We start from the raw sequence: 22861 nt of genomic DNA, 5'->3' as shown, positions 1-22861 counted from the left end.
CGCTGCGGGGCTCCGCTAGCTCCGTTTCCGGCGCGGGCAGTGAGGACGATCAATCGTCCTCTTCGTCACCCATGCCGGGGTTCAGGCGCTCGCGCAGTTCCTTGCCAGTCTTGAAGAAAGGCACCCATTTTTCCTCGACGAAAACCGATTCACCCGTGCGCGGGTTCCTACCGGAACGCGACGGACGGTTTTTCACCGAAAATGCGCCGAAACCACGAAGCTCGACACGATTTCCTGCCGCCAGGGCGTCGGTGATTTCATCCAGCACAGCATTGACGATGTTTTCCACGTCACGGTGATAAAGGTGCGGGTTACGCGCAGCAACGATCTGCACCAGTTCAGACTTGATCACGGTTGCCCCCTGAAAGAATTGGATTTTTAACGCGGCTCAACCTGCCAAACGGAAACAAGACCGTCAAGAAACAACTTGTCCGTACCGAGCTGGCCGGGGCCTGCGAAGGGAATTAAATCGTCATATCCCAGAAACTTCGCTATTTGCGCAACACTGAAAAGCGCAAAAGGCGAACGGGATGACGGCGCGCGCCACTCGACGATCGGCAGATCCTTGGCAACACCGCGTGTTTCGAAATAGCTGCGAATTTCCTTTTCGCCGCCCAGCGTATCGACCAGCTTGTTGGCGAGCGCCTGCCTGCCGGTGAAAATCGATCCATCCGCCAGTTTCAGCACGTCTTCGCGCGGCAGCTTGCGGCGATCGGCCACAAGGTCGACGAACCAGCCATAGCTGTCCATCACCATGGCGCGGATCATCGTCTTCGCTTCCTCCGGTGCCTCGTGGAACGGCGAAGGCTCCGCCTTCATCGGCGACGACTTGATTTCCTGCAGCGAAACGCCGAGCTTTTCCATCAACGGGCCAAGCTGGGGATACTGGAAGATCACGCCGATCGAGCCGGTGATCGAGGTCTCGCCGGCAACGATGACATCGCCCGCCGATGCGATCATATAACCTGCGGAAGCGGCGAGCGTGCGCACATCCGAAACAACCGGCTTCTTTTCCGCGACGCCTCGAATGGCCTTGAAGATGCGCTCACCGCCATAGGTGGTGCCACCTGGCGAGGAAATCGACACGATCAGCCCTTTGACATTCTCGCTCTTGGCGATCTTGTCGAGCCGCTCGAGAAGTTCGGTATTGTCGGTGATCAGGCCGGAGACCTCGACGCGGGCAATATGGGGCTTCGCACTTTGTTGCGGTCCATCCCATAAAAACCGGTAAAGACCGAAAGCGCCGGCGACAAGCAGGAGAACGGCGGCAATCCGCCAGAAAGTCAGCTTGCGGCGCAACCGCCTGCGATCCGCTATCGCCATATTGTCCATAAAAACCTCTGTCATCCGGTTTTGCGCTTCAGGCTATATGGTTCTTCTAACGCGAAGCCGCAAGGAAACAATAAGGAAACCAGAATTACGATAAAATTCGCATTTCCCTTGCACCTCTCCAGACAAAAACCATATTGGCAGGACAAAGCACTCATGCCAAAGACATTTAGATAGAGACACAAGCTTCGATTGTGCGCCAGAATGGCGCCCTAGAAGCATTCCGGACCCACTCTTATGCTCGAAAGACTCCGCGAACCCGCGCCAGCATTTTCGCTGCCCAATGACCAGAACGGCGCTTATGACACCGCGCTGCGGCATTCTGCGCGCGTGAAGCGGCTGAAAATCATTCTGCCGCTCGGCGCGGCAATCATTTCGCTCGCCTTCATCGCTGTTTCGGTTATCCGCACCTGGGCGCCCGACGAGGTTTCTCTTGAGAGCGCACGAATTGAAGACGGCAAGATCGTGATGGAAAAACCCGCTGTTGCCGGCCGCAACGAGAAGGGGATCGATTATTCCATGAACGCCGACCGTGCGTTGCAGGACATCGCCAACCCCAATCTCATGACGCTTGAGAAGGTTCTGGCGGCAGTGCCGGTAAACGACAGCGTCGCGCAGGTGATCGCCCAGGAAGGCATTTTCGACCGGGCGACCAACAAGCTGAAGATGACCGCCCCTTTTGACATCAATCTCAGCAATGGCATACAAGCGAAGTTCCAGTCTGCGGATGTCGATCTGAAGGCCGGGAAAATGAGCAGCCAGGAGCCGGTTTCGATCAAAACAAACGACGGCTCGATTGTTGCGCAATCGATTGACATCGCCGATAATGGCAAGACAATTACATTTTCGGGGCAGGTACGGGCACGTATCGCTGCATCCAATATCAAGAATGAAGGCAAGTGAGAGCCCGGTCCAGATGATGCAAATTTCCCGTCCCGTTTCCCTTGGCAAATCCGCCGGCCTTGCAGCCGCAGGCCTTGTCTTTTCGTGTCTTGCAACTGTGGCTTTCGCCCAGAACACCACCAGCAACATGCAGGGCGTCAAGCTCTCCGGCGACCAGCCGATCGCGATTGAAAGCGATCAGCTCGAGATTCGCGATCAGGAGCGCAAGGCCTATTTCACCGGCAATGTGAAAGTGGTGCAGGGAACGACCACCCTTCAGGCCGGCAAGATGACCGTGAATTACAAGGGCGAGGGTTCTTCGCTCACCAGCGGTGACGCCAATATCGAAAAAATCTTCGTCGACAATAATGTCTATCTGACGTCCGAGACCCAGAAGGCGACGGCTGATCACGGCGAATTCGACATGGCGGCGCAGACCTTCATTCTGACCGGCAAGCAGGTCGTGCTGTCCGAAGGCACGAATGTCTTCACCGGCTGCAAGCTCACCGTCCTGATGAATACGGGACAGGCCAAGCTCGAAAGCTGCGGCGGCCCTGTGCGGATCATGCTCGATCCGAAATCGCAGAAAAAACAGTAGTCTTTCCTCGTGAAGATACCCTCGATCTCAAAGATATTCGGCGGTGGGCGCAGCCGATCCGCGGACGCGGCCTCGCCGGCGGACAAGACCCCCTATCAGGGCACGCTGATCGCGCATGGCCTGACGAAGACCTATAATACGCGCCGTGTCGTCAACGGGGTTTCGCTAGTCGTGCGCCGTGGCGAGGCCGTGGGACTGCTCGGCCCGAACGGTGCGGGCAAAACCACCTGTTTTTACATGATCACGGGCCTGGTGCCCGTGGATACCGGCAAGATCGCCATCAACGGCAATGATGTCACCACCATGCCGATGTATCGACGCGCGCGTCTCGGCGTCGGTTATCTGCCGCAGGAAGCATCGATCTTCCGGGGCTTGACGGTCGAGGAAAACATCCGCGCCGTGCTGGAAGTGCATGAGCCGGACGCTGCCAAGCGCAACCGCAAGCTCGATGAGCTGCTGGAAGAGTTTCATATCGCGCAACTGCGAAAGTCTCCTGCCGTGGCGCTTTCGGGTGGTGAGCGGCGGCGTCTGGAAATTGCGCGCGCACTCGCGACCGATCCAACCTTCATGCTGCTCGACGAACCTTTCGCGGGCGTCGATCCGATATCGGTCAGCGATATCCAAAATCTGGTGAGACACCTGACTGCGCGTGGCATCGGCGTTCTCGTGACCGACCACAATGTCCGTGAAACGCTCGGTCTCATCGACCGCGCGTACATCATCCATGCCGGCGAGGTTCTGACGCATGGACGTCCGGACGATATCGTCAACAATCCGGATGTACGCCGTCTCTATCTCGGCAATAATTTTAGCCTTTGAACGCCTAGAGCGGGATAGCGAAAAGTGTGTGCGGTTTTCGCTTGAAATCCCGCTCTAATTATATGATCTAGATCATGATTTAAGATTTTAGGTCGTTTCGACCTAAAATCATCATGATCGGCGCGCGAAAGATTCTTCATCGCGCCCCGCCCTGACGCTTGACCAAACAAGATAAAAAAGCAATTTTTGGGCCAAGTTCCGTCGTCTCAGTAAAATTTCTGGAAAATCAGGCGACGGAGAAGGTGTAAGGGGAGTTTCGCGTCCGCCATGGCATTGTCTGCCAGCCTTTTGCTGCGTCAAAACCAGTCTCTCGTGATGACACCGCAACTGATGCAGTCCATCCAGCTGCTTCAGATGACGCATTTCGAGCTGACGCAGTTCATCGCGCAGGAGGTGGAGCGCAATCCGCTGCTGGAAATTGCGGCAAACGATGGCGATTTGAGCAGCGATGCCCCGGCAGAGACCGAGAGTTTCGGTGACGCGGACGGCGAAGGCTCGGAGAGATCCGCCACGGTGACGCCCGACAGCGACGACTGGTATGGTGATCGCGCCGCAAATCTCGGCGAGCAACTGGACACCAGCTTCGAAAACGTCTTTCCCGACGATGCCGAGCCCCGAAAGGCCGATGCGCCCGAACTGGCCGGCCAATGGAAATCCATGCCCGGCCAGGAGTCGGGGGAAAGTTATGATCTCGACGATTTCGTCGCGGCCAGACAGAGCCTCGGCGACCATCTCAATCAGCAACTGCCGCTCGCCATATCCGCCGCCGAGGACCGGATGATCGCCGATGCGCTGATCGGCCAGCTTGACGAGACCGGCTATATTGCGGCGGATGCCGTCGATGATGTCGCCGAACGGCTGGGAGCGGCCCCATCAGTGGTCGAGCACGTTCTGAAGACACTTCAGGGCTTCGACCCACCGGGTGTATTTTCCCGTTCTTTAAGCGAATGTCTGTCGATCCAGCTTGCCCAGAAGGACCGGCTCGACCCGGCCATGCGGGCTTTCGTCGACAATCTGGAACTTCTTGCGAAACGCGACTTCGCCTCCTTGAAAAAAATCTGCGGCGTCGATGAGGAAGACCTCCTCGACATGCTGGCGGAAATCCGCACGCTCAATCCCCGCCCGGGCGCAGGCTACGATTCGATGGTGTCCGAAACCATCGTTCCCGATATTATCGTTCGCCCCTCCTCCACCGGCGGCTGGCTGGTGGAAATCAATCCCGAGACGCTGCCGCGCGTGCTCATCAACCAGAGTTATTTCGCAGAGGTGTCGAAACACAAGGCGCGTGCAGGCGAGGATCAGGATTTTCTGACTGAGTGCATGCAGACGGCGCATTGGTTGACCCGCAGCCTCGACCAGCGCGCCCGGACGATCATGAAGGTGGCGACGGAAATCGTGCGCCAGCAGGACGCCTTTCTCGTCAATGGCGTGGATCATCTGCGCCCGCTCAACCTCAAGACGGTGGCCGACGCCATCAAGATGCACGAATCCACCGTCAGCCGGGTGACGTCGAAAAAATACATGCTGACGCCGCGCGGTCTGTTCGAGCTGAAATATTTCTTCAGCGTGTCGATCAGCGCCGTGGAAGGCGGCGACAGCCATTCGGCGGAAGCGGTGCGCCACCGCATCAAGGCCATGATCGCGCAGGAGGCCGCCGAGGCGGTTCTTTCAGACGATGATATCGTCGACAATCTGAAAAAGAGCGGTATCGATATCGCCCGCCGCACCGTCGCCAAATATCGCGAAGCGATGAACATCCCCTCCTCCGTGCAGCGGCGTAGGGAAAAGAAGGCGCTGGCCAAGCTATCCGCCTTCTGAGCGGCGACCGCGATCACGTTTATGGCGGTTTTTTGCCGCACCATTGACTCTTGCCACGGCAAGGGCTAGAAGCCCGCCGCACACGTAAGCAAGGTCATTTGTAACGGATTCATCTCCACCGTCCATGGGCGTAAAATTCGAATGAGGGCTTTTTAAGGTCTTCGAAACGCTTGGATGCGCGCGCGGCTTGACGTAAGCTGGTACTCGCAAATCACTACAAAAAGGAAAATTTCCATGAGTGTGCGTGTATCTGGTAAACATATGGAGATCGGTGAATCTTTCCGTCAGCGGATCGAGGACAATATAGGTCTGGCGGTTACCAAATACTTCGATGGGGGGTATTCAGGCCAGGTGACCGTGGAGAAGTCCGGATCGCGTTTTGCCGCGGACTGCAAGCTGCATCTCGATACCGGCGTTGTATTGCATGCCGCGGGTCAGGCAAACGATCCGCAGGCGAGCTTCGATGCCGCCGCAGAGCGGATCGAGAAGCGCCTGCGCCGCTACAAGCGCAAGCTTAAGGACCACCACAATGGTGCGAATGGCGTGTCGCAGGAAATCGCCTATACGGTGATGGATGCTATTCCCGATGAGGACCACGAGGTTCCTGAAGATTACGCACCCACCATCGTAGCGGAGAGTTCGAAACAGATTAAGACAATGTCCGTCGCCAGCGCCGTGATGGCGCTCGACATGACGGACGAACCGGTTCTGCTGTTCCGCAGCCCGGGCAAGGAATATCTCAACATCGTTTACCGGCGTCATGACGGCAATATTGGCTGGATCGACGCGGAAACGATCAAGAGCTGAACAGTCTGACAAGACGTGGGAGGCAGAGCGCGAAAGCGTAGCTGCCTCCTGCATCGTCTCGATGGCATGAAGGAAAAAGAGAATGGCGTTGGCAGATTTGCTGCAACAAGATGCGATTATTCCCGCCCTCAAGGTGAATTCCAAAAAGCAGTTGCTTCAGGAGCTGGCCGCAAAGGCAGCCAGAATTACCGGAGTCTCGGAACGGGAAGTTTTCGACGTCATCCTCCAGCGTGAGAAACTCGGCTCCACCGGTGTGGGCCACGGCATCGCCATTCCGCATGGCAAGCTCAACAGCATCCATCAGATCACCGGCGTCTTCGCACGTCTTGAAACACCGGTCGATTTCGAAGCGCTGGACGACCAGCCGGTCGATCTGGTTTTCCTGCTGCTCGCGCCCGAGGGCGCCGGCGCGGATCACCTGAAGGCCTTGTCCAGAATTGCACGCGCCCTGCGCGACCCTGAACTGGTCGCCAAACTGCGCGCCACCGATTCCGACACCGCAATCTACGCTTTCCTCAATCAGGAGCAGGCGACGGCGGCCTGATCGCGGGCTAACTCCCTCAGTTTAACGGCAATAAAAAACGCGCCCTGAAGGCGCGTTTTTTATGACGTAAGAACAGATGCCTTACGCGTCCTTTTCATTGAGAGACGAGGTGCCCGGCTCGGCCGATGCGGCAACTTCCGCCTTCGGGCCGCCCTTGGCGACGCCGACCATTGCCGGGCGCAGAACGCGGTCGCCAATGGTGAAACCGGCCTGAACCACCTGCAGCACGGTATTGTTAGGAACCGCCGGATTCGGAATTTCAAACATGGCCTGATGGAAATTCGGGTCGAACTTCTGGCCTTCGGCATCGATCTTCTTCACGCCGTGGCGTTCCAGCGTCGACAGCATCGAACGTTCCGTCATCTCGACGCCCTCGATCAAACCATTGAGACCGGCTTCGCCATTGGTCTTGAGTTCATCGGGAATGGCTTCAAGCGCGCGGCGAAGATTATCGGAAACGGCGAGCATATCGCGCGCGAAACCCGCGAGCGAATAGGCTTTCGCATCCTTGACATCGCGCTCCGTGCGACGACGAAGATTGTCCATTTCGGCCGCAAGGCGCAGGAACTTGTCACGCAGGTCGGCATTTTCAGCCTTCAGCAGCTCGACCGGATCGGGTTCGGCAGCGTCAATCGGCTCTTCCCCGGCGAGCGCGGGTTCGACAAACTCTTCGGCGACGTCCGCGTCAGGTCCGGGCTTTTTTGTATCGTCGGTCATGACGTTCTCCAGATTTGAATATGTTGGTTGCGCCCGATATCGAGCTTTGACGGGCAAAAATCAAGGCTTGCGGCGAAAAGCTTGCCGCATTCCCTGACCCTGCGAGTTTGTCCTATCTCTGCTTGCGGGAAAGGCGGGCCATGATCTGCGCCGTGTAGTCCACCATCGGCACGATACGGGCGTAGTTCAGCCGGGTCGGGCCAATGACGCCGACCGCACCCACGACACGATTGTCCTCATCACGATAGGGCGCGACGATCAGCGACGAACCGGACAGCGAAAACAGCTTGTTTTCCGAGCCGATGAAAATCCTGACCCCCGAGCCGCTTTCCGCGAGATTGAGGATTTCAATGAGGTTTTCCTTGCGCTCCAGGTCATCGAACAGCAGGCGCACCCGATCGATATCTTCCTCACCGGCGAGACCTTCGAGCAGGTTGGAGCGACCGCGAACGATGAGACGGCCGAGCTTGCCCTCCTCATTGTCTCCCGCCCATACCGCAAGACCACGCTCCACGAGGTCCTGCGCCAATATACCAAGTTCCGATTGCAGCTCCGCCCGCTGCGTCTGGAACTGACCGCGCAACTCATGCAGCGTCTGACCGGAGAGATGAGCATTGATGAAATTCGCCGCTTCGGTCAATTGCGACGAGGAAATGCCGGCCGGCAGCTCGATGATGCGGTTTTCGACCTGATTGTGGTCGCCCACCAGCACGGCGAGCGCCTTGGTGGGCTCCAGCCTTATGAATTCGACATGCTTGAGGATGACGTCGTTCTTCGCCGTCAATACGAGGCCGGCACCGCGCGACATGCCGGACAGCATGCGGCTCGCCTCCGTCAGCAGCCCTTCCAGCGACTGTTCGTGACCGGCGACCGGCCCGATCTGGCGATCGATAGTCGCCCTTTCCTCGGCGGGCAGGTCACCCACCTGCATGAAGGCGTCAACAAAGAAGCGCAGCCCCGTTTGGGTCGGCAGGCGACCGGCGCTGATATGCGGCGAATAGATGAGGCCGAGCTCTTCGAGATCGCTCATGACATTGCGGACGGAAGCGGGTGAAAGCGACATCGGCAACAGCCGCGACAGGCTGCGCGATCCGAGCGGCTCGCCCGTATCGAGATAGCCTTCGACGATGCGCCGGAAAATTTCCCGAGACCGTTCATCCAGCAGCGATGCCTGATCTTTTGATAGCGGTGCGGAAAAACCCATTTCGTCCGTTCTTTGTCGTTCAAACCAGCTTGCATCAATATAATGCGTTGCAACGCCGGGGCAAAATGGAAATTGGCTTTGCAAAAGCCCGGACCTCGCCTTAGAAGGCAGGAACCAACATGGAGAGTGGATCATATGCGGCCTTCAGGCAGAAAAACCGACCAGATGCGCAAGGTTTCCTTCGAGCGCAATTTCTCGAAACATGCCGAAGGTTCCTGTCTCGTGAAATTTGGCGACACGCATGTGCTCGTCACCGCAAGCCTTGAAGAAAAGACGCCACCGTGGCTGCGCAACAGCGGCAAGGGCTGGGTCACCGCCGAATACGGCATGCTGCCGCGCTCCACCCATGAGCGCATGAAGCGCGAGGCCGCTTCCGGCAAGCAGGGCGGTCGCACGCAGGAAATTCAGCGCCTCATCGGCCGTTCGCTGCGCGCCGTCGTCGATCTGCAGGCGCTCGGTGAGCGCCAGATCAGCATCGACTGCGACGTGATCCAGGCCGATGGCGGCACCCGCACCGCCTCCATCACCGGCGCATGGATTGCGCTCCACGATTGCCTGAAATGGATGGAAACCCGCAACATGATCAAGGTCGAGAAGGTTCTGAAGGACCATATCGCCGCGATCTCCTGCGGCATCTTCGCCAACCAGCCGGTGATCGATCTCGATTACCTCGAGGATTCGTCGGCCGAGACCGATGCAAATTTCGTCATCACCGGCTCCGGCGGCATCGTCGAGGTTCAGGGCACGGCGGAAGGCGCGCCCTTCTCCGAGGAAGAATTCCTGACGCTGCTCGGTCTTGCCAAGGCCGGTTGCGGCGAACTGGTCGCCCTTCAGAAACAGGCAATCGCCTGAGCCGACAGGAAAGCACCATGCGCAAGCTCGATACCAGAACGATCGTCGTCGCCAGCCACAACAAGGGCAAGATCGCCGAAATCGCCGATCTGATCGGGCCTTTCGGCTTCTCCGCCAAATCGGCGGCAGAGCTGAATTTCGAAGAGCCGGATGAGACGGGTACGACCTTCGAGGAAAATGCCGCCATCAAGGCGCTTGCCTCCGCAAAGGCATCCGGTCTTCCGGCTTTGTCGGACGATTCCGGTCTGGTCATCGATGCGCTGGATGGCGCGCCGGGTGTCTATACCGCCAATTGGGCGGAAACGGCGGACGGCACGCGTGATTTCGCCATGGCGATGCAGAAGGTCGAGGATGCGCTGGCCGAGCGCGGCGCATCGAAACCCGAAGATCGCACCGGTCGTTTCGTCAGCGTGCTGTGCCTCGCCTGGCCGGACGGGCATCTCGAATATTTCCGTGGCGAGGTGGAAGGCACGGTGGTGTGGCCGCCGCGCGGAACGAGCGGTTTCGGTTACGATCCGGTCTTCAAACCGGAGGGATACGACACCACATTCGGCGAGATGAGCGCGGATGAAAAACACGGCTGGAAACATGGCGACGCCTTCGCGCTTTCGCACCGTGCCCGGGCGTTTAAAAAATTCGTAGAAACCTGCCTGGAGGCATGAACCCGATGGTCGGGGAGCATCAACTTTCTGCCCCCGGCGCATCGCTTCTGCCGGATACGGGCGATCCCGGTTTCGGGATCTATCTGCATTGGCCCTTCTGTGCGGCCAAATGTCCCTATTGCGATTTCAACAGCCATGTCCGCCACCGGCCGGTGGATCAGGAACGGTTTACGGCTGCCTTTCTCCGTGAAATGGAACATATGCGGACGCTGAGCGGCCCGCGGGTCGTCACCAGCATCTTCATGGGCGGCGGCACGCCATCGCTGATGGACCCGCAGACGGTCGCAGCACTTCTCGATGGCGTCTCGCGCTTCTGGCATGTGCCCGATGGTATCGAGATCACCATGGAAGCCAATCCTTCCAGCGTCGAGGCGGAACGGTTTCGCGGTTACCGCGCGGCGGGCGTCAACCGTGTCTCGCTCGGCGTGCAGGCGCTGAACGACCGGGACCTGAAGTTCCTCGGCCGCCTGCATGATGTTGCCGATGCGTTGAAAGCCATCCGGCTGGCGCGGGAGATTTTTCCGCGCATGTCCTTCGATCTCATCTATGCCCGTCCGAACCAGACGGTGGCCGAATGGGACGCCGAGCTGAAAGAGGCTGTCTCCTACGCGGTCGACCATCTGTCGCTCTATCAGCTGACCATCGAGGAAGGCACGCCCTTCTACGGGCTGCACAAGGCCGGTAAGCTGATCGTGCCGGATGGCGAACATTCGGCCGTGCTTTATGAAGCGACGCAGGAAATCACCGAGCGTTACGGCATGCCTGCCTATGAGGTTTCCAACCATGCCCGGCCGGGCGCTGAAAGCCGCCACAACCTGACCTACTGGCGTTATGGCGATTATGCCGGCATCGGCCCCGGCGCGCATGGACGCCTGACGAGAGGCGCTTCCAAGCTCGCAACCGCCACCGAGCGCCACCCGGAAAACTGGCTCGAAACCGTTGAGCGGGAAGGCCACGGCATGGTCGATCAGGAGTTGCTTGGCGTCGACGAGCAGGCCGATGAATTGCTGCTGATGGGCCTTCGCCTGCGCGAAGGTATCGACCTCGCCCGCTGGAGCGATCTTTCCGGCCGCGATCTCGACCCGGAAAAGGAGGAATTCCTCCTTCAGCACGGTTTCGTGGAGAGGCTCGGCAATTCCCGCCTGCGCTGCACGCCGTCCGGCATGCTCATTCTGGACGCGGTGGTGGCCGATCTCGCCTGCTGACGCCAGCCTCCACCCCAGCTTTAGCCCAATAAACAAGACGACAATAAAAAAGCGGCCCGAAGGCCGCTTTTTTCATGCGTTGTTTTCGTTGATCAGGCGTTTTAACAGCTCAACCTCGTGGCCGAGCTTGGTGTCGCCGGAAATCAGTTCCTCGATCTTGCGCACGGCATGCAGAACCGTGGTGTGATCGCGACCACCGAAACGGCGACCGATCTCGGGGAAAGACCGCGGCGTCAGCATCTTTGCCAGATACATGGCGATCTGGCGCGGCTTGACGATGACGCGGGTACGGCGGTTGGACACCAGCTCCTGTCGCGACACATTATAGTGCTTGGCGACGATCCGCTGAATATCCTCGATGCGTACACGCTTGGCCTCACCCGTCCCGACGAGATGCGACAGCAGCTCATCGACACGATCAACCGAGAGGTTCGGCTCGAAGGAGCGACGGAACATCAGCTGGTTGAAGGCGCCTTCCAGTTCGCGTCCGCTTGCCGTCACGCTCTTGGCCACATGAGTCAGGATTTCATCCGAAATCTCGAAGGACGGATCGTCCTGACGTGCCGAGCCGAGGCGGCGGTTGAGCATTTCATAGCGCATATCGTAGTCGGGACCTTCGATCTCGATGGCCATGCCGCCCTGAAGACGGGAACGGACACGCGGATCGAGCGATTCCAGCTCCCATGGCGCACGGTCAGCCGCAACCACGACCTGCTTGGCGCTGTCGAGCAGCATGTTCAGCAGATGGCAGAATTCGTGCTGGATCATCTTGCCCTGCAGGAACTGCATGTCATCGATGACGAGCAGGTCGATATTGCGCAGCGTGTCCTTCAGCGTCAGCGCATCATTGTCGCGGATCGCAGTGGCGAAACGCCACATGAAATATTCGGCCGTCAGATAGACCACGCGCGGATTGCGCGGGCTGTCGATGGCGGCATTGGCGATTGCCTGCAGAAGATGCGTCTTGCCGAGGCCGACACCCGCATGGATGAACAGCGGATTGAAGCGTACTGCGCCGGCACCGGCTTCGGCGATCGTCTTTGCCGCCGCAAGCGCGACGCGGTTGGACGAGCCTTCGACAAAGGTATCGAAGGTGAAACGTGTGTCGAGCGGCGAGCCGAACAACGGCCCGGAACCGCCCTGACGCAGGGTCGCCTGCGAAGCTGCGGGCTGCGCGGCAGGCGTCGCGGGCTGCGACGGAATGAAGGACTTGTTACGCTGAACCGCGCCGACTTCCGGAACGGGCTGCGCCCTTTCCTCGGTCTGAGCCGGACGGACCGGGCGGCTGGCCGAGCGGACCAGAATCTCCACCTTCAGCACATCCGGATCCTCGCTCTGGACGAGGTTCGTGATCAGATCCATGTAACGGTTGTTGATCCAGGACTTCAGAAAGGTCGTCGGAACGGTAAAACGGACGACGCTTTTCGAAACGGAATGGAGTTTGAGCCGTGCAAACCAGCTTGCATAGACCTCCGGACCAACCTGTGCCTTGAGCCGCGCGCTAAAACGTTCAAACAGCGCATCGTGCGTCATTGCCGATTTGTCCCCTGCCGCATCTGAGCAAGTTGCATCACGCGTCTTTGGTGCGCGGTCCCCATCAGCCACCGCACCCATCGCCAAATTCAGTTGCATATTGCCGCCTTTCAAATTGCCAATCATAGCCTGACGATCAAAGATCGATCGCCAGAGATCCCCCTCGTATATTTTTGCCTTCAGCGTTCCCCTCGAAAGAACGTCAAAGGCGACTACTCGTTTGCGAGCCGGTTATCCCATTTCCCTCCCCCTCATGGAGAGGCCTGCGACACGCTAAAACGCTCCTTTCGTTACAACCTAAAGGCGCATTCTTGAGGACAAAAAACTCCCGCCCGTTCCGGAGACCGAAACGGCACAAAAAGCTCCATGACCTGAAAAAACGGACCCCGAAAGACCCGCCAGCAAGAAGGTGAATATCGTCGATACGATCATCGAGATAATCTGTGGACTGAGATCCGCACCCCTTGTTGAAATGCATTTAGGCAGGATCGTGGGGAGAGATCAATGGCGTTTTTTCTGCAAAAACTCAGATCGGCCATTGACTCGCAAAGGCCGTTTTGCATCACCGACAAGGTGCGAAGCAGAATCGCTTATGAATCAATGAGATTCAATTTTGGCGATTTTTGAGAGCTGATTTTGGCAAAAAAATAAAAATCTTCTTGACTCAAAACTAGCCGCGACTTCCGTAGAGAAAGCCCCCGAGTTTTCCAGAGACCTCCAGCAAGCTGTTGTTTTTATTGCAAATTTCCTGTCGTCCATCTGACACGCGTTTGTCACGTTACGGCAGCAATGGTTAACGGGCAGTTAGAATCACAAAAAGCCCGGTCAAAAGACCAGGCTTTTTGAATAATTATTTGTGATTAGCCGGATTAGGCGGAAAGAGCCTTAACGCGCTGTGCGAGACGCGACACCTTGCGGGATGCGGTGTTGCCGTGCAGAACGCCCCGGGTGGCGGCGCGCTGGATCTCGGGCTGAGCTGCCTTCAGAGCTTCGGTAGCGACTGCGAGATCACCGGAAGCGATGGCTTCTTCGACCTTGCGGATGAAGCCGCGAACGCGCGAACGGCGAGCCTTGTTGACTGCGGTACGGCGAGCGATCTTGCGGGTCGCCTTTTTCGCCGAAGTTGTATTGGCCATGTATGCCTCTCTTCGAATTCAAACCAAATTCCGCAACCATAGGATCGGGTCGTTCGAAGACCTCACGTAACCCAAGAATGCGGGAGTAATTTCGGACAAGCCGGATGGCTTTCCTTAACCGTGGGCGGGCATATACCGCTAAAGCTTACGCCCGTCAACGCGCAAAACGCTTAAAAGCGCCGATATTCCGAATCCTTAGCGATTCCGGAAAGCGGGCTTGCGCTTTTCCACGAAGGCGGCCATGCCCTCCTTCTGATCCACTGTCGCAAAGAGCGACTGGAAGGATCGTCTTTCATATCTCAGTCCTTCCGCAAGCGGCACCTCGAAGGAGCGATTGACGCTTTCCTTGGCCATCAGAACGGAAGCACGCGACAGGGAAGCGATGCGGGTTGCCGCCTCCACCGCCTCGTCCATGAGATTTGCAGCCGGCACGACACGCGACACGAGACCGGCCCGCTCAGCCTCCGCGGCATCCATCATACGGCCGGTCAGAACCAGATCCATGGCCTTCGCCTTGCCGACTGCCCGTGTCAGCCGCTGCGAGCCGCCCATGCCAGGGATGACGCCGAGGGTGATTTCCGGCTGGCCGAATTTTGCCGTGTCCGAAGCGATGATGAAATCGCACATCATCGCCAGTTCGCAGCCGCCGCCCAACGCAAAGCCGGATACGGCAGCGATGACCGGCTTGCGGGTGGCCGCAACCTCGTCCCAGCCGCCGAGAAAATCGCCGACATAGGCATCGACGAAATCCAGCCCCTGCATTTCCTTGATATCGGCGCCTGCTGCAAATGCCTTTTCCGAACCGGTGATAATGATCGCACCGATGGAATCATCGGCGGAAAACGAAGACAGAATGTGCCGCAGCTCTTTCAGAAGCACCGAATTGAGAGCGTTGAGCGCCTTGGGGCGGTTGAGGGTGATGACACCCACCTCATCGCGTTTCTCGACCAGTATCGTTTCATAGTCCACGGCAATCTCCCCTTCCGGCACTCCGGCTCCGTTACTTCTGGCAGGCGGCGCAATAAAAGGTCGAACGACCGGCCTGCACCACCCTCTCAACCGTACCCCCGCAGCCGGGTGTCCGGCAAGGCTGGCCTTCCTGATCGTAGACCGAAAAGGAATGCTGGAAATAACCGAGCGTTCCGTCCGTCTGTATATGGTCTCGCAATGAGGAACCGCCTGCCGCGATCGCATCCGCGATCACGTCGCGGATTTTCTCCGTCAGATCGACGAGCTGCGCTTTGGGCTTGCCACCTTTCGTCACCAGCGTTCCCGCCGCCCGCAAAGGCGAAAGATGCGCGCGCCACAGCGCCTCGCAGACATAGATATTGCCGAGACCGGCAATGACCTTCTGGTCCAGCAGCGTGCTTTTCAGGGGCTGGCTTTTACCTTCAAACCGGCTCGCCAGATAATCCGCGCTCAGCGCATTGCCTGTCGGCTCCGGGCCGAGCTCGGCAAAGGCGGGGTAAAGGTCGAGCCTGTTGCGCTCCACCAGATGCATGAAGCCGAAGCGGCGCGGATCATTATAGATGACGCAGACGCGCTCTTCTCCTTTATCCAGATGAAAGACGACATGGTCATGTTTGCCGTCCTTGGAACGGGCATGGTGAAACACGCCGGGAGCATCGCCGGCCTCGCCCGCTTCCGCCTCGATACGGAACGAGCCTGACATGCCGAGGTGGGAAACGATGGTCAGCCCATCCTCCAGTTCGATCAGAAGATATTTCGCCCTGCGCCCGAGCGACAGGATCGTCTTGCCTTCGATAAGCGCTGCGAAATCCTGCGGGAATGGAAAGCGCAAATCGGGGCGGCCCAGATGGAGCCTGCGGACCCTTGCGCCTTCCATGGCGGGCGCAAGACCGCGTCTGACGGTTTCGACTTCTGGCAATTCTGGCATCTGGCTTATCCGACAGTTTATCGTTAGGACCATGTGGTCTATACAGTGCACGCGAAATGTCGCGCCCAGGCGATGCGGCAACAGATAGCGTTGCCATGGCGTTTCCGCTATGGTCCGCCACGCAATAAATATGGAGACAGACAATGACCGACGCCCGTACCACTGCCCAAGGCGGCATGGAAACGTCCTATGGCTTCCACAAGGTGGACGAAGGCAAAAAGCAGGGGCTGGTCAACGAGGTCTTCCACAAGGTGGCCAAACGCTACGACATCATGAACGATGTGATGTCGGCTGGCCTGCACCGGCTGTGGAAAGACGCCATGGTCTCTTCGCTTTCGCCGCGCAAGGACGCGTCCTACAAGGTTCTGGACGTTGCCGGCGGCACTGGCGATATCGCCTTCCGCATCATCGAAGCCTCCAACCGTCTGGCGCATGCCACCGTTCTCGACATCAACGGCTCGATGCTGGCCGTCGGCGAAGAGCGCGCGGCAAAAAAGAAGCTTTCCGACAATCTGACCTTCGTGGAAGCCAATGCTGAGGAACTGCCTTTCGAGGCAAACAGTTTCGACGCCTATACGATCGCGTTCGGCATTCGCAACGTGCCGCGCATTGACGTCGCGTTGAAAGAGGCACACCGCGTGCTGAAACGCGGCGGGCGGCTGCTGGTGCTGGAATTTTCCGAGGTCGAAATGCCGTTGCTCGACCGCGTTTATGACGCCTGGTCGTTCAACGCCATCCCGCAATTCGGCAAGATGATCACGGGTGACGCCGAGCCTTATCAATATCTGGTCGAATCGATCCGCAAATTCCCCAATCAGGAGGATTTCGCGACGATGATCCGCACCGCCGGCTTCTCCCGTGTCTCCTATACCAACTACACCGGCGGCATCGCCGCCCTGCATTCCGGCTGGAAGCTTTAAGACCATGGCCGGCAGACGCAGGAGACAAGCATAAGCATGAGTACTTTGGGCGCATATTTCCGCCTCGCAAGGGTTGGCTGGGTTCTCGTGCGCGAAGGCGTCGTGCTGGCCCTGCCTTCCGATGACCTGCCTGCTCCCGCCCAATTGTTGAAAGCGCTGCTGAAGCCATTCGCCCGCAGCAAGGCAAAAAGGGCGCAGCGCAGCGACCGTCTGGCGGTGGCTGTCGAACGGCTTGGTCCTTCCTATGTGAAGATGGGTCAGTTTCTCGCCACCCGGCCGGATGTGGTGGGCGCCGACTTCGCCGACGATCTCGCGAGCCTCCAAGACCGCATGGCCTTTTTTCCGGCGGCCGCGGCGAAAGCCAATATCGAAGGCTCGCTCGGACGTTCGGTGTCCGATCTCTACAGGGAATTCGGCGATCCTATCGCCGCCGCCTCCATTGCCCAGGTTCATCCGGCAATGGTGGATACGCCGAAGGGGCCGCGCAAGGTGGCCGTCAAGGTCATCCGCCCCGGCGTGCGCCAGCGTTTCCAGAACGATCTCGAAGCGATGTATCTGATCGCCGATCTGCAGCAGCGTTTCGTCCGCTCCGCGCGTCGCCTGCGCCCCGTCGAGGTGACACGCACGCTGGAGCAGACCACCAAGATCGAGATGGATCTGCGGCTCGAGGCCGCCGCCCTTTCCGAACTTGCGGAAAACACCAGGGACGATCCCGGGTTCCGGGTTCCCGAGGTCGATTGGGAACGCACCGGGCGCGATGTCGTCACCATGGAGTGGATCGACGGCGTCAAGATGTCGGATATCGAAGGGTTGAAGGCCGCCGGTCACGACCTGAACAAACTCGCCGACACGCTGATCCAGTCCTTCCTGCGGCACACGCTGCGCGATGGCTTCTTCCATGCCGACATGCATCCCGGCAATCTCTTCGTCGATGCTGAGGGCGAGATCGTCGCCGTCGACATGGGCATTGCCGGGCGTCTCGGCAAAAAGGAACGCCGCTTCCTTGCCGAAATTCTCTACGGCTTCATTACCCGCGATTACATGCGGGTGGCGGAAGTGCATTTCGAGGCCGGATACGTGCCGGGCCATCACGATATAGCAAGCTTCGCCCAGGCGATCCGCGCCATTGGTGAGCCGATCCACGGCCAGCCGGCCGAAACGATCTCCATGGGCAAGCTTTTGACGCTGCTATTCGAAGTGACCGAGCTTTTCGACATGGAAACGCGGCCGGAACTGGTGATGCTGCAAAAGACCATGGTGGTGGTGGAAGGCGTGTCGCGCATGCTTAATCCGCGCTTCAACATGTGGAAGGCGGCAGATCCGGTTGTCGGCGGCTGGATCAGGGACAATCTCGGCCCGAAACGCATCGTCACCGATCTGAAGGACGGCGTGAAGGCGGCTCTCAAACTTGCCGAGGCAGCGCCGGAGATCGCCGCCAAGACCGAAAAGCTGCATTCCGAGTTGATGTATATGAGCGAGAACGGCTTGCGTTTCGACGCGCAGACGGCGGAAGCCATCGGCAAGGCGGAAGCGCGCCACACCAAATGGGGACGGGCGGCACTCTGGGTCATAGCGCTGACGCTTCTTTACATCGCCATCAGGATAAGCTGAGCATCTCGGCACCGGTGAGTGCCATGTTTGTGTAATGCATTGGAGCGATAAGGGCCTGATCTCTAATCGAGACAGGTGATCGATGCGGGGTAAGGGCTGCTTTGATGCCTGCGCGGAATTGCGCCGGCGGTATAAACGGACGATGCCGGACGGGATTTGATTTTGATGGCAAAAGCGCAGGTACTGAAAGAGGCCCTTTCCTATTCTTCGTGGCCGCTGGTGTTCGTCGGCGGCCTGGTGGGGTCCTATTTCGCTTTTACGAGCAGCCATCCGATCGCGGCCTTTTTGACCGTCTATGCGGGCGCGGTTTTGAGCCTGTTTCTTCTCGAACGCTATATTCCTTACGAAATCCAATGGCTTGAGGGTGATGGCGAGACCGTGAACAGCATCGGCCACACGCTTTTGACGAAAGGGCTGGTCCAGCTAGCAGCCGCCGCAGCGGCAATCTTCCCGATGGTGACCGCCAATGTGCTGCAGCCGCTCGCCGCCATGCGGTTCGATTTGTGGCCGGATCATCTGCCGATGATCATTCAGGTCGCCCTTGCGGTGACGATTGCCGAATTCGGCCTCTACTGGTCCCATCGTATTGCGCATGAAACCGTATTCTTCTGGCGTTTCCATGCGCTGCATCACAGCGTCGTGCGGCTCTGGGTCGTCAATACGGGACGGTTCCATGTGGCCGACTCCCTGTTCAAGATCGCGCTCAGCCAGATTCCGCTCTATTTCATGGGTGCGCCGCTACAGGTTTTCTGGTGGCTCGGTGCCGTTACCGCATTCATCGGCATCTTGACCCATTGCAACGTCGATATGAAAACGGGGCCGCTCGATTACGTGTTCAGCACCCCGCGCCTACACCGCTGGCACCATTCAAAGCAGCTTCCGGAAGGAAACACCAATTACGGCGAGAATCTCGTCTTCTTCGATTTGATCTTCGGCTCCTATCATAACCCCGACAGGCCCTCTTCCACCGATATCGGTATCAAGGGTAAGATTGCGAAAGGATTCCTGCCGCAGCTCCTGCAGCCCTTCACCAAGGAAGGCGTCCGTCAGATAATCGGCAAGGACACCAAGCTCGACTGAACCGAAAAACTACAGGGCACGCGCAGTATCGATCACGATACCCAGTTCGCCCCGCAGTTTTTTGGTCAGACCGGCTGCGACAAGCTCATAGGAGCGGCGCACATAATGCTCCAGTTCTTCCTGCTCGAGCGGGGCATGATCGCCAATCGATATCCATTTGCGTTTGGCGAAATAGGGCGCCTGCCCTATGCCTTCCAGCGAGGTCAATATTTCGAAACTCTCTTCCGAGCATTTCACGACCAGCCGCCAGTCCTCCCGCTCGCCAAGCACGGCAAAAACCTTGTCGCCAACCTTGGCAACGTGGGAATCCCATTGGTCGACAAAACGCACGCCCGGCCATTTACCGAGCACCCTGTCGAAAGTCTTGCGATCGAACAGGCTCATGCGAGTTTCTCCGCGATCAGGGCCGCCAGACGTTTTGCAACTTCGACCTTGTCCAGATCCGGCCAAACGTCGATGCCATCTGCGGAAATGATCTTCACGCTGTTGCGGTCTCCGCCCATGATGCCGGTTTCCACCGAAACATCATTCGCGACGATATAATCCGCGCCTTTGCGCTCCAGCTTCGCCCGGCCGTTCTTCTCGACATCCTGCGTTTCGGCGGCGAAGCCGACCACAATCTTCGGGCGCTTTTCATGATGGCCGACGGTTTTGAGAATATCGGGATTTTCCGTCAGTTGCAGCGCTGGCGGCGCATCGCCCGGCTGCTTCTTGATCTTCTGCTCCGACGAGCCCGTCACCCGCCAGTCGGCGACGGCGGCGACCATGACGGCGATATCCGCCGGCAGTCTCGATATCACCGCATCGCGCATCTCCTCGGCGCGCTCGACATGGATCGTCGTGACCCCGGCAGGATCGGCGATGGTGACCGGGCCGGAAACCAGCGTAACCTCTGCCCCCAGCTCGGCCAGAGCCGCCGCAATGGCATGGCCCTGCTTGCCCGAGGAGCGGTTGGCGATGTAGCGCACCGGGTCAATCGGTTCATGCGTGGGACCGGAGGTCACGATGGCCGTTCTGCCCTTCAGTGGCTTTGGCCCCTCATCCAGCAGTGCGGCGACGGCTTCGACGATCTGCAGCGGCTCGGCCATACGGCCAAAACCAGCCTCGCCCTTCTCTGCCATCTCGCCGGCCATGGGTCCGATGAAAAACACGCCGTCTTTTTTCAGCGTTTCGACATTACGCAGCGTGGGCTTTGCCGCCCACATTTTTGGGTTCATCGCCGGTGCCACCAGCACCTTGCGATCCGTCGCGAGAAGAATGGTGGAAGCAAGATCGTCTGCCAGGCCATGCGCCATCTTCGCCATCAGATCGGCGGTAGTGGGCGCCACCAGCACGAGGTCGCAGTCACGCGCCAGCCTGATATGGCCGACATCCTGTTCATCCTGCCGGGAAAAGAGCTCGGTGAAGACATGGGTGGCGGACAGCGCGCCGACCGCAAGCGGCGTGACGAATTCCTGCGCACCTTTCGTCATCACAGGTGTCACCTTGGCGCCGCGCTCTTTCAGCCGACGGATGAGATCGAGGCTCTTATAGGCCGCGATGCCGCCGGAGATGATGAGGAGAATATGTTTGCCTGAAAGCGTCATGATGCCGGACCAGTTTCCCGTTTCACCGGGAAACTAAGCCCTTGGCATACAAAGTGCAATCCGGCTGATATCACGCCGCCTTGGCGACGTGATATTCCTTGATCGCGACCATCTTGATCGCCGGAAAACGCTCGGACTCATAGCGGAGCGAGAAGGCGTCCTGCGCCAGAAACACCGGATCGCCATCCAGATCGCGGGCGATATCGCCCCGCTTGACGTTGAGGAACTTGTCCATTTCAGCCGGCTGATCGGAAGAAATCCAGCGGCAGACGGAAAAGCGCGACATTTCGAAGGAGACCGGCAGGCCATATTCGCCCATCAGGCGCTCCTTCAACACGTCGAGCTGCAGCGCGCCGACAACGCCGACGATGGCCGGCGAACCGTCTTCCGGCGAGAAGAGCTGCACGACGCCTTCTTCCGCCATCTGCTGCAGGGCTTCCTTCAGCTTCTTGGCCTTCATGGCGTCTTCCAGACGCACGCGGCGGAGAATTTCCGGTGAAAAGTTCGGCACGCCCTGGAAAACCAGGTTTTCACCCTCGGTCAGCGTATCGCCGATGCGCAGCGTACCATGGTTCGGGATGCCCACCACGTCACCCGCAAAGGCCGTATCGGCAAGCTGACGCTGCGAGGCGAAGAAGAACTGCGGCGCAGTGAGGCCCATCTGTTTGCCGGTGCGAGCAAGCCGCGCCTTCATGCCGCGCTCCAGCTTGCCGGAGCAGATGCGGGCAAAGGCGATACGGTCACGATGGTTCGGGTCCATATTGGCCTGAATCTTGAAGACAAAGGCCGTCATTTTCTCTTCAGCCGCATGGACGGTGCGGGTATCGGCCACCTGATCGCGCGGCGGCGGTGCGAAATCGCCAAGCGCATTGATGAGGTCACGCACACCGAAATTGCGCAACGCCGAACCGAAGAACACCGGCGTCATATGACCTTCGAGAAATGCCTGACGATCGAAAGGACGGCAGGCCTCCAGCGCCAGTTCCGTTTCTTCGACAAAAAGATGGCGCTCATTTTCCGGCAGCCGATCGGCAACCGCCTGCGGGCCGTTGACCGGCATGGCTTCCACCTGGGTATCGACGCCACGGAAGGTGCTGTCGGCGAGATTATAGGCGCCGCAGAAGGTCTTTGCCCGACCGACCGGCCAGGTGATGGGCGCGGTATCGAGCGCGAGCTTCTCTTCCACCTCATCCAGAATCTCGAAGGGGTCGCGGCTTTCGCGGTCCATCTTGTTGATGAAGGTGATGATCGGAATATCGCGCATGCGGCAGACTTCGAAGAGCTTCAGCGTGCGCGGCTCGATACCCTTGGCGGCGTCGATGACCATGATTGCCGCATCCACCGCCGTCAGCGTGCGGTAGGTGTCGTCAGCAAAGTCCTCGTGGCCGGGCGTATCGAGAATGTTGAAGACACGATCGTTATATTCGAAGGTCATGACCGAAGTGACGACCGAAATGCCGCGCTCGCGCTCGATCTTCATCCAGTCCGAACGGGTCTGGATGCGATCCTTCTTCGCCTTCACCTCACCGGCAAGCTGGATCGCTCCGCCGAACAGCAGCAGTTTTTCGGTAAGCGTGGTCTTACCCGCGTCCGGGTGCGCAATAATAGCAAAGGTGCGGCGGCGGGAGACCGCCTCGGCAAGTGTTTCGGCCATCTGACAA

23 protein-coding genes are annotated in these 22861 nt (G+C 58.7%); 12 read left to right on the top strand and 11 right to left on the bottom strand.

Annotated elements, in window-relative coordinates; genetic code table 11:
- Positions 1 to 49: 49 nt before the first annotated feature.
- Positions 50 to 376 carry an integration host factor subunit beta gene (locus tag O3W47_RS17620; protein WP_219256707.1) on the bottom strand — a complete coding sequence of 109 codons (327 nt, stop codon included), beginning with the start codon at positions 374 to 376 and terminating at the stop codon, positions 50 to 52.
- A gap of 2 nt (positions 377 to 378) precedes the next feature.
- A complete protein-coding gene (gene sppA, locus O3W47_RS17615) occupies positions 379 to 1332 on the bottom strand; it encodes a signal peptide peptidase SppA (RefSeq protein WP_080818837.1) in 954 nt (317 codons plus the stop codon).
- Positions 1333 to 1566: 234 nt separating this feature from the next.
- Here sppA and lptC point away from each other — a divergent pair, with 234 nt between their 5' ends.
- The 6 genes from lptC (at position 1567) to ptsN (ending at position 6797) form a co-directional block, all read left to right on the top strand.
- On the top strand, positions 1567 to 2232 hold the full coding sequence (gene lptC, locus O3W47_RS17610) for an LPS export ABC transporter periplasmic protein LptC (protein ID WP_059759327.1): 666 nt from the start codon (positions 1567 to 1569) through the stop codon (positions 2230 to 2232).
- Between the two features lie 13 nt (positions 2233 to 2245).
- On the top strand, positions 2246 to 2809 hold the full coding sequence (locus tag O3W47_RS17605) for an LptA/OstA family protein (protein WP_003503784.1): 564 nt from the start codon (positions 2246 to 2248) through the stop codon (positions 2807 to 2809).
- Positions 2810 to 2818: 9 nt separating this feature from the next.
- Complete coding sequence (gene lptB, locus O3W47_RS17600; RefSeq protein WP_003520083.1) at positions 2819 to 3628, top strand: LPS export ABC transporter ATP-binding protein; 810 nt, start codon at positions 2819 to 2821, stop codon at positions 3626 to 3628.
- Positions 3629 to 3895: 267 nt separating this feature from the next.
- Positions 3896 to 5446: an RNA polymerase factor sigma-54 gene (rpoN, locus tag O3W47_RS17595; protein ID WP_269314267.1), complete on the top strand. Its 1551-nt coding sequence runs from the start codon at positions 3896 to 3898 to the stop codon at positions 5444 to 5446.
- A gap of 234 nt (positions 5447 to 5680) precedes the next feature.
- Positions 5681 to 6253 carry a ribosome hibernation-promoting factor, HPF/YfiA family gene (hpf, locus tag O3W47_RS17590; RefSeq protein ID WP_003520085.1) on the top strand — a complete coding sequence of 191 codons (573 nt, stop codon included), beginning with the start codon at positions 5681 to 5683 and terminating at the stop codon, positions 6251 to 6253.
- An 82-nt stretch (positions 6254 to 6335) separates the two neighbouring features.
- Complete coding sequence (gene ptsN, locus O3W47_RS17585) at positions 6336 to 6797, top strand: PTS IIA-like nitrogen regulatory protein PtsN (protein WP_003503792.1); 462 nt, start codon at positions 6336 to 6338, stop codon at positions 6795 to 6797.
- 81 nt (positions 6798 to 6878) lie between these two features.
- Here ptsN and grpE read toward each other — a convergent pair whose 3' ends face one another.
- Together grpE and hrcA are read right to left on the bottom strand one after the other, a co-directional pair.
- Positions 6879 to 7514, bottom strand: coding sequence for a nucleotide exchange factor GrpE (grpE, locus tag O3W47_RS17580; RefSeq protein WP_080852756.1), 636 nt, complete (start codon positions 7512 to 7514; stop codon positions 6879 to 6881).
- A 112-nt stretch (positions 7515 to 7626) separates the two neighbouring features.
- Complete coding sequence (gene hrcA / locus O3W47_RS17575) at positions 7627 to 8718, bottom strand: heat-inducible transcriptional repressor HrcA (RefSeq protein WP_020811203.1); 1092 nt, start codon at positions 8716 to 8718, stop codon at positions 7627 to 7629.
- 135 nt (positions 8719 to 8853) lie between these two features.
- On the opposite strand from hrcA, the gene rph reads away from it, so the two are divergent.
- The 3 genes from rph to hemW are packed head-to-tail and all read left to right on the top strand — an operon-like array spanning position 8854 to position 11437.
- Complete coding sequence (gene rph / locus O3W47_RS17570; RefSeq protein WP_080818085.1) at positions 8854 to 9570, top strand: ribonuclease PH; 717 nt, start codon at positions 8854 to 8856, stop codon at positions 9568 to 9570.
- A 17-nt stretch (positions 9571 to 9587) separates the two neighbouring features.
- The gene (gene rdgB / locus O3W47_RS17565; protein ID WP_003520089.1) at positions 9588 to 10232 is read left to right on the top strand and encodes an RdgB/HAM1 family non-canonical purine NTP pyrophosphatase; all 645 of its coding nucleotides are present in this window, start codon (positions 9588 to 9590) and stop codon (positions 10230 to 10232) included.
- Positions 10233 to 10237: 5 nt separating this feature from the next.
- Positions 10238 to 11437: a radical SAM family heme chaperone HemW gene (gene hemW / locus O3W47_RS17560; RefSeq protein WP_059759503.1), complete on the top strand. Its 1200-nt coding sequence runs from the start codon at positions 10238 to 10240 to the stop codon at positions 11435 to 11437.
- A gap of 72 nt (positions 11438 to 11509) precedes the next feature.
- Here the strand turns inward: hemW and dnaA are convergent, their stop codons facing one another.
- The 4 genes from dnaA to mutM form a co-directional block, all read right to left on the bottom strand.
- Positions 11510 to 12970: a chromosomal replication initiator protein DnaA gene (gene dnaA, locus O3W47_RS17555; protein ID WP_003520091.1), complete on the bottom strand. Its 1461-nt coding sequence runs from the start codon at positions 12968 to 12970 to the stop codon at positions 11510 to 11512.
- 869 nt (positions 12971 to 13839) lie between these two features.
- Positions 13840 to 14106, bottom strand: a complete 267-nt coding sequence (rpsT, locus tag O3W47_RS17550) for a 30S ribosomal protein S20 (protein WP_003493474.1) — start codon at positions 14104 to 14106, stop codon at positions 13840 to 13842.
- Between the two features lie 195 nt (positions 14107 to 14301).
- Complete coding sequence (locus O3W47_RS17545) at positions 14302 to 15075, bottom strand: enoyl-CoA hydratase (protein ID WP_003520092.1); 774 nt, start codon at positions 15073 to 15075, stop codon at positions 14302 to 14304.
- Positions 15076 to 15106: 31 nt separating this feature from the next.
- Positions 15107 to 16003: a bifunctional DNA-formamidopyrimidine glycosylase/DNA-(apurinic or apyrimidinic site) lyase gene (gene mutM / locus O3W47_RS17540; RefSeq protein WP_137452454.1), complete on the bottom strand. Its 897-nt coding sequence runs from the start codon at positions 16001 to 16003 to the stop codon at positions 15107 to 15109.
- Between the two features lie 143 nt (positions 16004 to 16146).
- On the opposite strand from mutM, the gene ubiE reads away from it, so the two are divergent.
- The 3 genes from ubiE to O3W47_RS17525 all read left to right on the top strand — a co-directional run bounded on the left by ubiE (position 16147) and on the right by O3W47_RS17525 (position 19614).
- Positions 16147 to 16923, top strand: a complete 777-nt coding sequence (ubiE, locus tag O3W47_RS17535; protein ID WP_137452455.1) for a bifunctional demethylmenaquinone methyltransferase/2-methoxy-6-polyprenyl-1,4-benzoquinol methylase UbiE — start codon at positions 16147 to 16149, stop codon at positions 16921 to 16923.
- 36 nt (positions 16924 to 16959) lie between these two features.
- Complete coding sequence (ubiB, locus tag O3W47_RS17530; RefSeq protein WP_080818093.1) at positions 16960 to 18534, top strand: 2-polyprenylphenol 6-hydroxylase; 1575 nt, start codon at positions 16960 to 16962, stop codon at positions 18532 to 18534.
- 165 nt (positions 18535 to 18699) lie between these two features.
- Positions 18700 to 19614: a sterol desaturase family protein gene (locus O3W47_RS17525; RefSeq protein ID WP_127756761.1), complete on the top strand. Its 915-nt coding sequence runs from the start codon at positions 18700 to 18702 to the stop codon at positions 19612 to 19614.
- 9 nt (positions 19615 to 19623) lie between these two features.
- On the opposite strand, the gene O3W47_RS17520 is transcribed toward O3W47_RS17525, so the two are convergent.
- From O3W47_RS17520 to O3W47_RS17510, 3 genes are all read right to left on the bottom strand, one after another.
- On the bottom strand, positions 19624 to 19998 hold the full coding sequence (locus O3W47_RS17520; RefSeq protein WP_080818102.1) for an MmcQ/YjbR family DNA-binding protein: 375 nt from the start codon (positions 19996 to 19998) through the stop codon (positions 19624 to 19626).
- Positions 19995 to 21200, bottom strand: coding sequence for a bifunctional phosphopantothenoylcysteine decarboxylase/phosphopantothenate--cysteine ligase CoaBC (coaBC, locus tag O3W47_RS17515; protein WP_127756760.1), 1206 nt, complete (start codon positions 21198 to 21200; stop codon positions 19995 to 19997). The genes O3W47_RS17520 and coaBC overlap by 4 nt, the downstream gene beginning before the upstream one ends.
- A 70-nt stretch (positions 21201 to 21270) precedes the next feature.
- On the bottom strand, positions 21271 to 22854 hold the full coding sequence (locus O3W47_RS17510) for a peptide chain release factor 3 (RefSeq protein ID WP_003520100.1): 1584 nt from the start codon (positions 22852 to 22854) through the stop codon (positions 21271 to 21273).
- Between the last annotated feature and the right edge of the window lie 7 nt (positions 22855 to 22861).

It is taken from the genome of Agrobacterium sp. LMR679 (assembly GCF_027157905.1).
Lineage (GTDB): Bacteria > Pseudomonadota > Alphaproteobacteria > Rhizobiales > Rhizobiaceae > Agrobacterium > Agrobacterium leguminum.
This window is presented reverse-complemented; position numbering and strand designations above follow the sequence as displayed.

Excerpts from the sequence above, each read along its gene's own strand:
- dnaA (WP_003520091.1), bottom strand. The coding sequence starts at position 12,970 with ATGACGCACGATGCGCTGTTTGAACGTTTTAGCGCGCGGCTCAAGGCA.
- rdgB (WP_003520089.1), top strand. The coding sequence starts at position 9,588 with ATGCGCAAGCTCGATACCAGAACGATCGTCGTCGCCAGCCACAACAAG.
- hpf (WP_003520085.1), top strand. The coding sequence starts at position 5,681 with ATGAGTGTGCGTGTATCTGGTAAACATATGGAGATCGGTGAATCTTTC.
- O3W47_RS17525 (WP_127756761.1), top strand. The coding sequence starts at position 18,700 with ATGGCAAAAGCGCAGGTACTGAAAGAGGCCCTTTCCTATTCTTCGTGG.
- rpoN (WP_269314267.1), top strand. The coding sequence starts at position 3,896 with ATGGCATTGTCTGCCAGCCTTTTGCTGCGTCAAAACCAGTCTCTCGTG.
- lptC (WP_059759327.1), top strand. The coding sequence starts at position 1,567 with ATGCTCGAAAGACTCCGCGAACCCGCGCCAGCATTTTCGCTGCCCAAT.
- rpsT (WP_003493474.1), bottom strand. The coding sequence starts at position 14,106 with ATGGCCAATACAACTTCGGCGAAAAAGGCGACCCGCAAGATCGCTCGC.
- sppA (WP_080818837.1), bottom strand. The coding sequence starts at position 1,332 with ATGGACAATATGGCGATAGCGGATCGCAGGCGGTTGCGCCGCAAGCTG.
- O3W47_RS17605 (WP_003503784.1), top strand. The coding sequence starts at position 2,246 with ATGATGCAAATTTCCCGTCCCGTTTCCCTTGGCAAATCCGCCGGCCTT.
- hrcA (WP_020811203.1), bottom strand. The coding sequence starts at position 8,718 with ATGGGTTTTTCCGCACCGCTATCAAAAGATCAGGCATCGCTGCTGGAT.
- ubiB (WP_080818093.1), top strand. The coding sequence starts at position 16,960 with ATGAGTACTTTGGGCGCATATTTCCGCCTCGCAAGGGTTGGCTGGGTT.
- hemW (WP_059759503.1), top strand. The coding sequence starts at position 10,238 with ATGGTCGGGGAGCATCAACTTTCTGCCCCCGGCGCATCGCTTCTGCCG.
- O3W47_RS17520 (WP_080818102.1), bottom strand. The coding sequence starts at position 19,998 with ATGAGCCTGTTCGATCGCAAGACTTTCGACAGGGTGCTCGGTAAATGG.
- mutM (WP_137452454.1), bottom strand. The coding sequence starts at position 16,003 with ATGCCAGAATTGCCAGAAGTCGAAACCGTCAGACGCGGTCTTGCGCCC.
- O3W47_RS17510 (WP_003520100.1), bottom strand. The coding sequence starts at position 22,854 with ATGGCCGAAACACTTGCCGAGGCGGTCTCCCGCCGCCGCACCTTTGCT.
- rph (WP_080818085.1), top strand. The coding sequence starts at position 8,854 with ATGCGGCCTTCAGGCAGAAAAACCGACCAGATGCGCAAGGTTTCCTTC.
- grpE (WP_080852756.1), bottom strand. The coding sequence starts at position 7,514 with ATGACCGACGATACAAAAAAGCCCGGACCTGACGCGGACGTCGCCGAA.
- coaBC (WP_127756760.1), bottom strand. The coding sequence starts at position 21,200 with ATGACGCTTTCAGGCAAACATATTCTCCTCATCATCTCCGGCGGCATC.
- ptsN (WP_003503792.1), top strand. The coding sequence starts at position 6,336 with ATGGCGTTGGCAGATTTGCTGCAACAAGATGCGATTATTCCCGCCCTC.
- ubiE (WP_137452455.1), top strand. The coding sequence starts at position 16,147 with ATGACCGACGCCCGTACCACTGCCCAAGGCGGCATGGAAACGTCCTAT.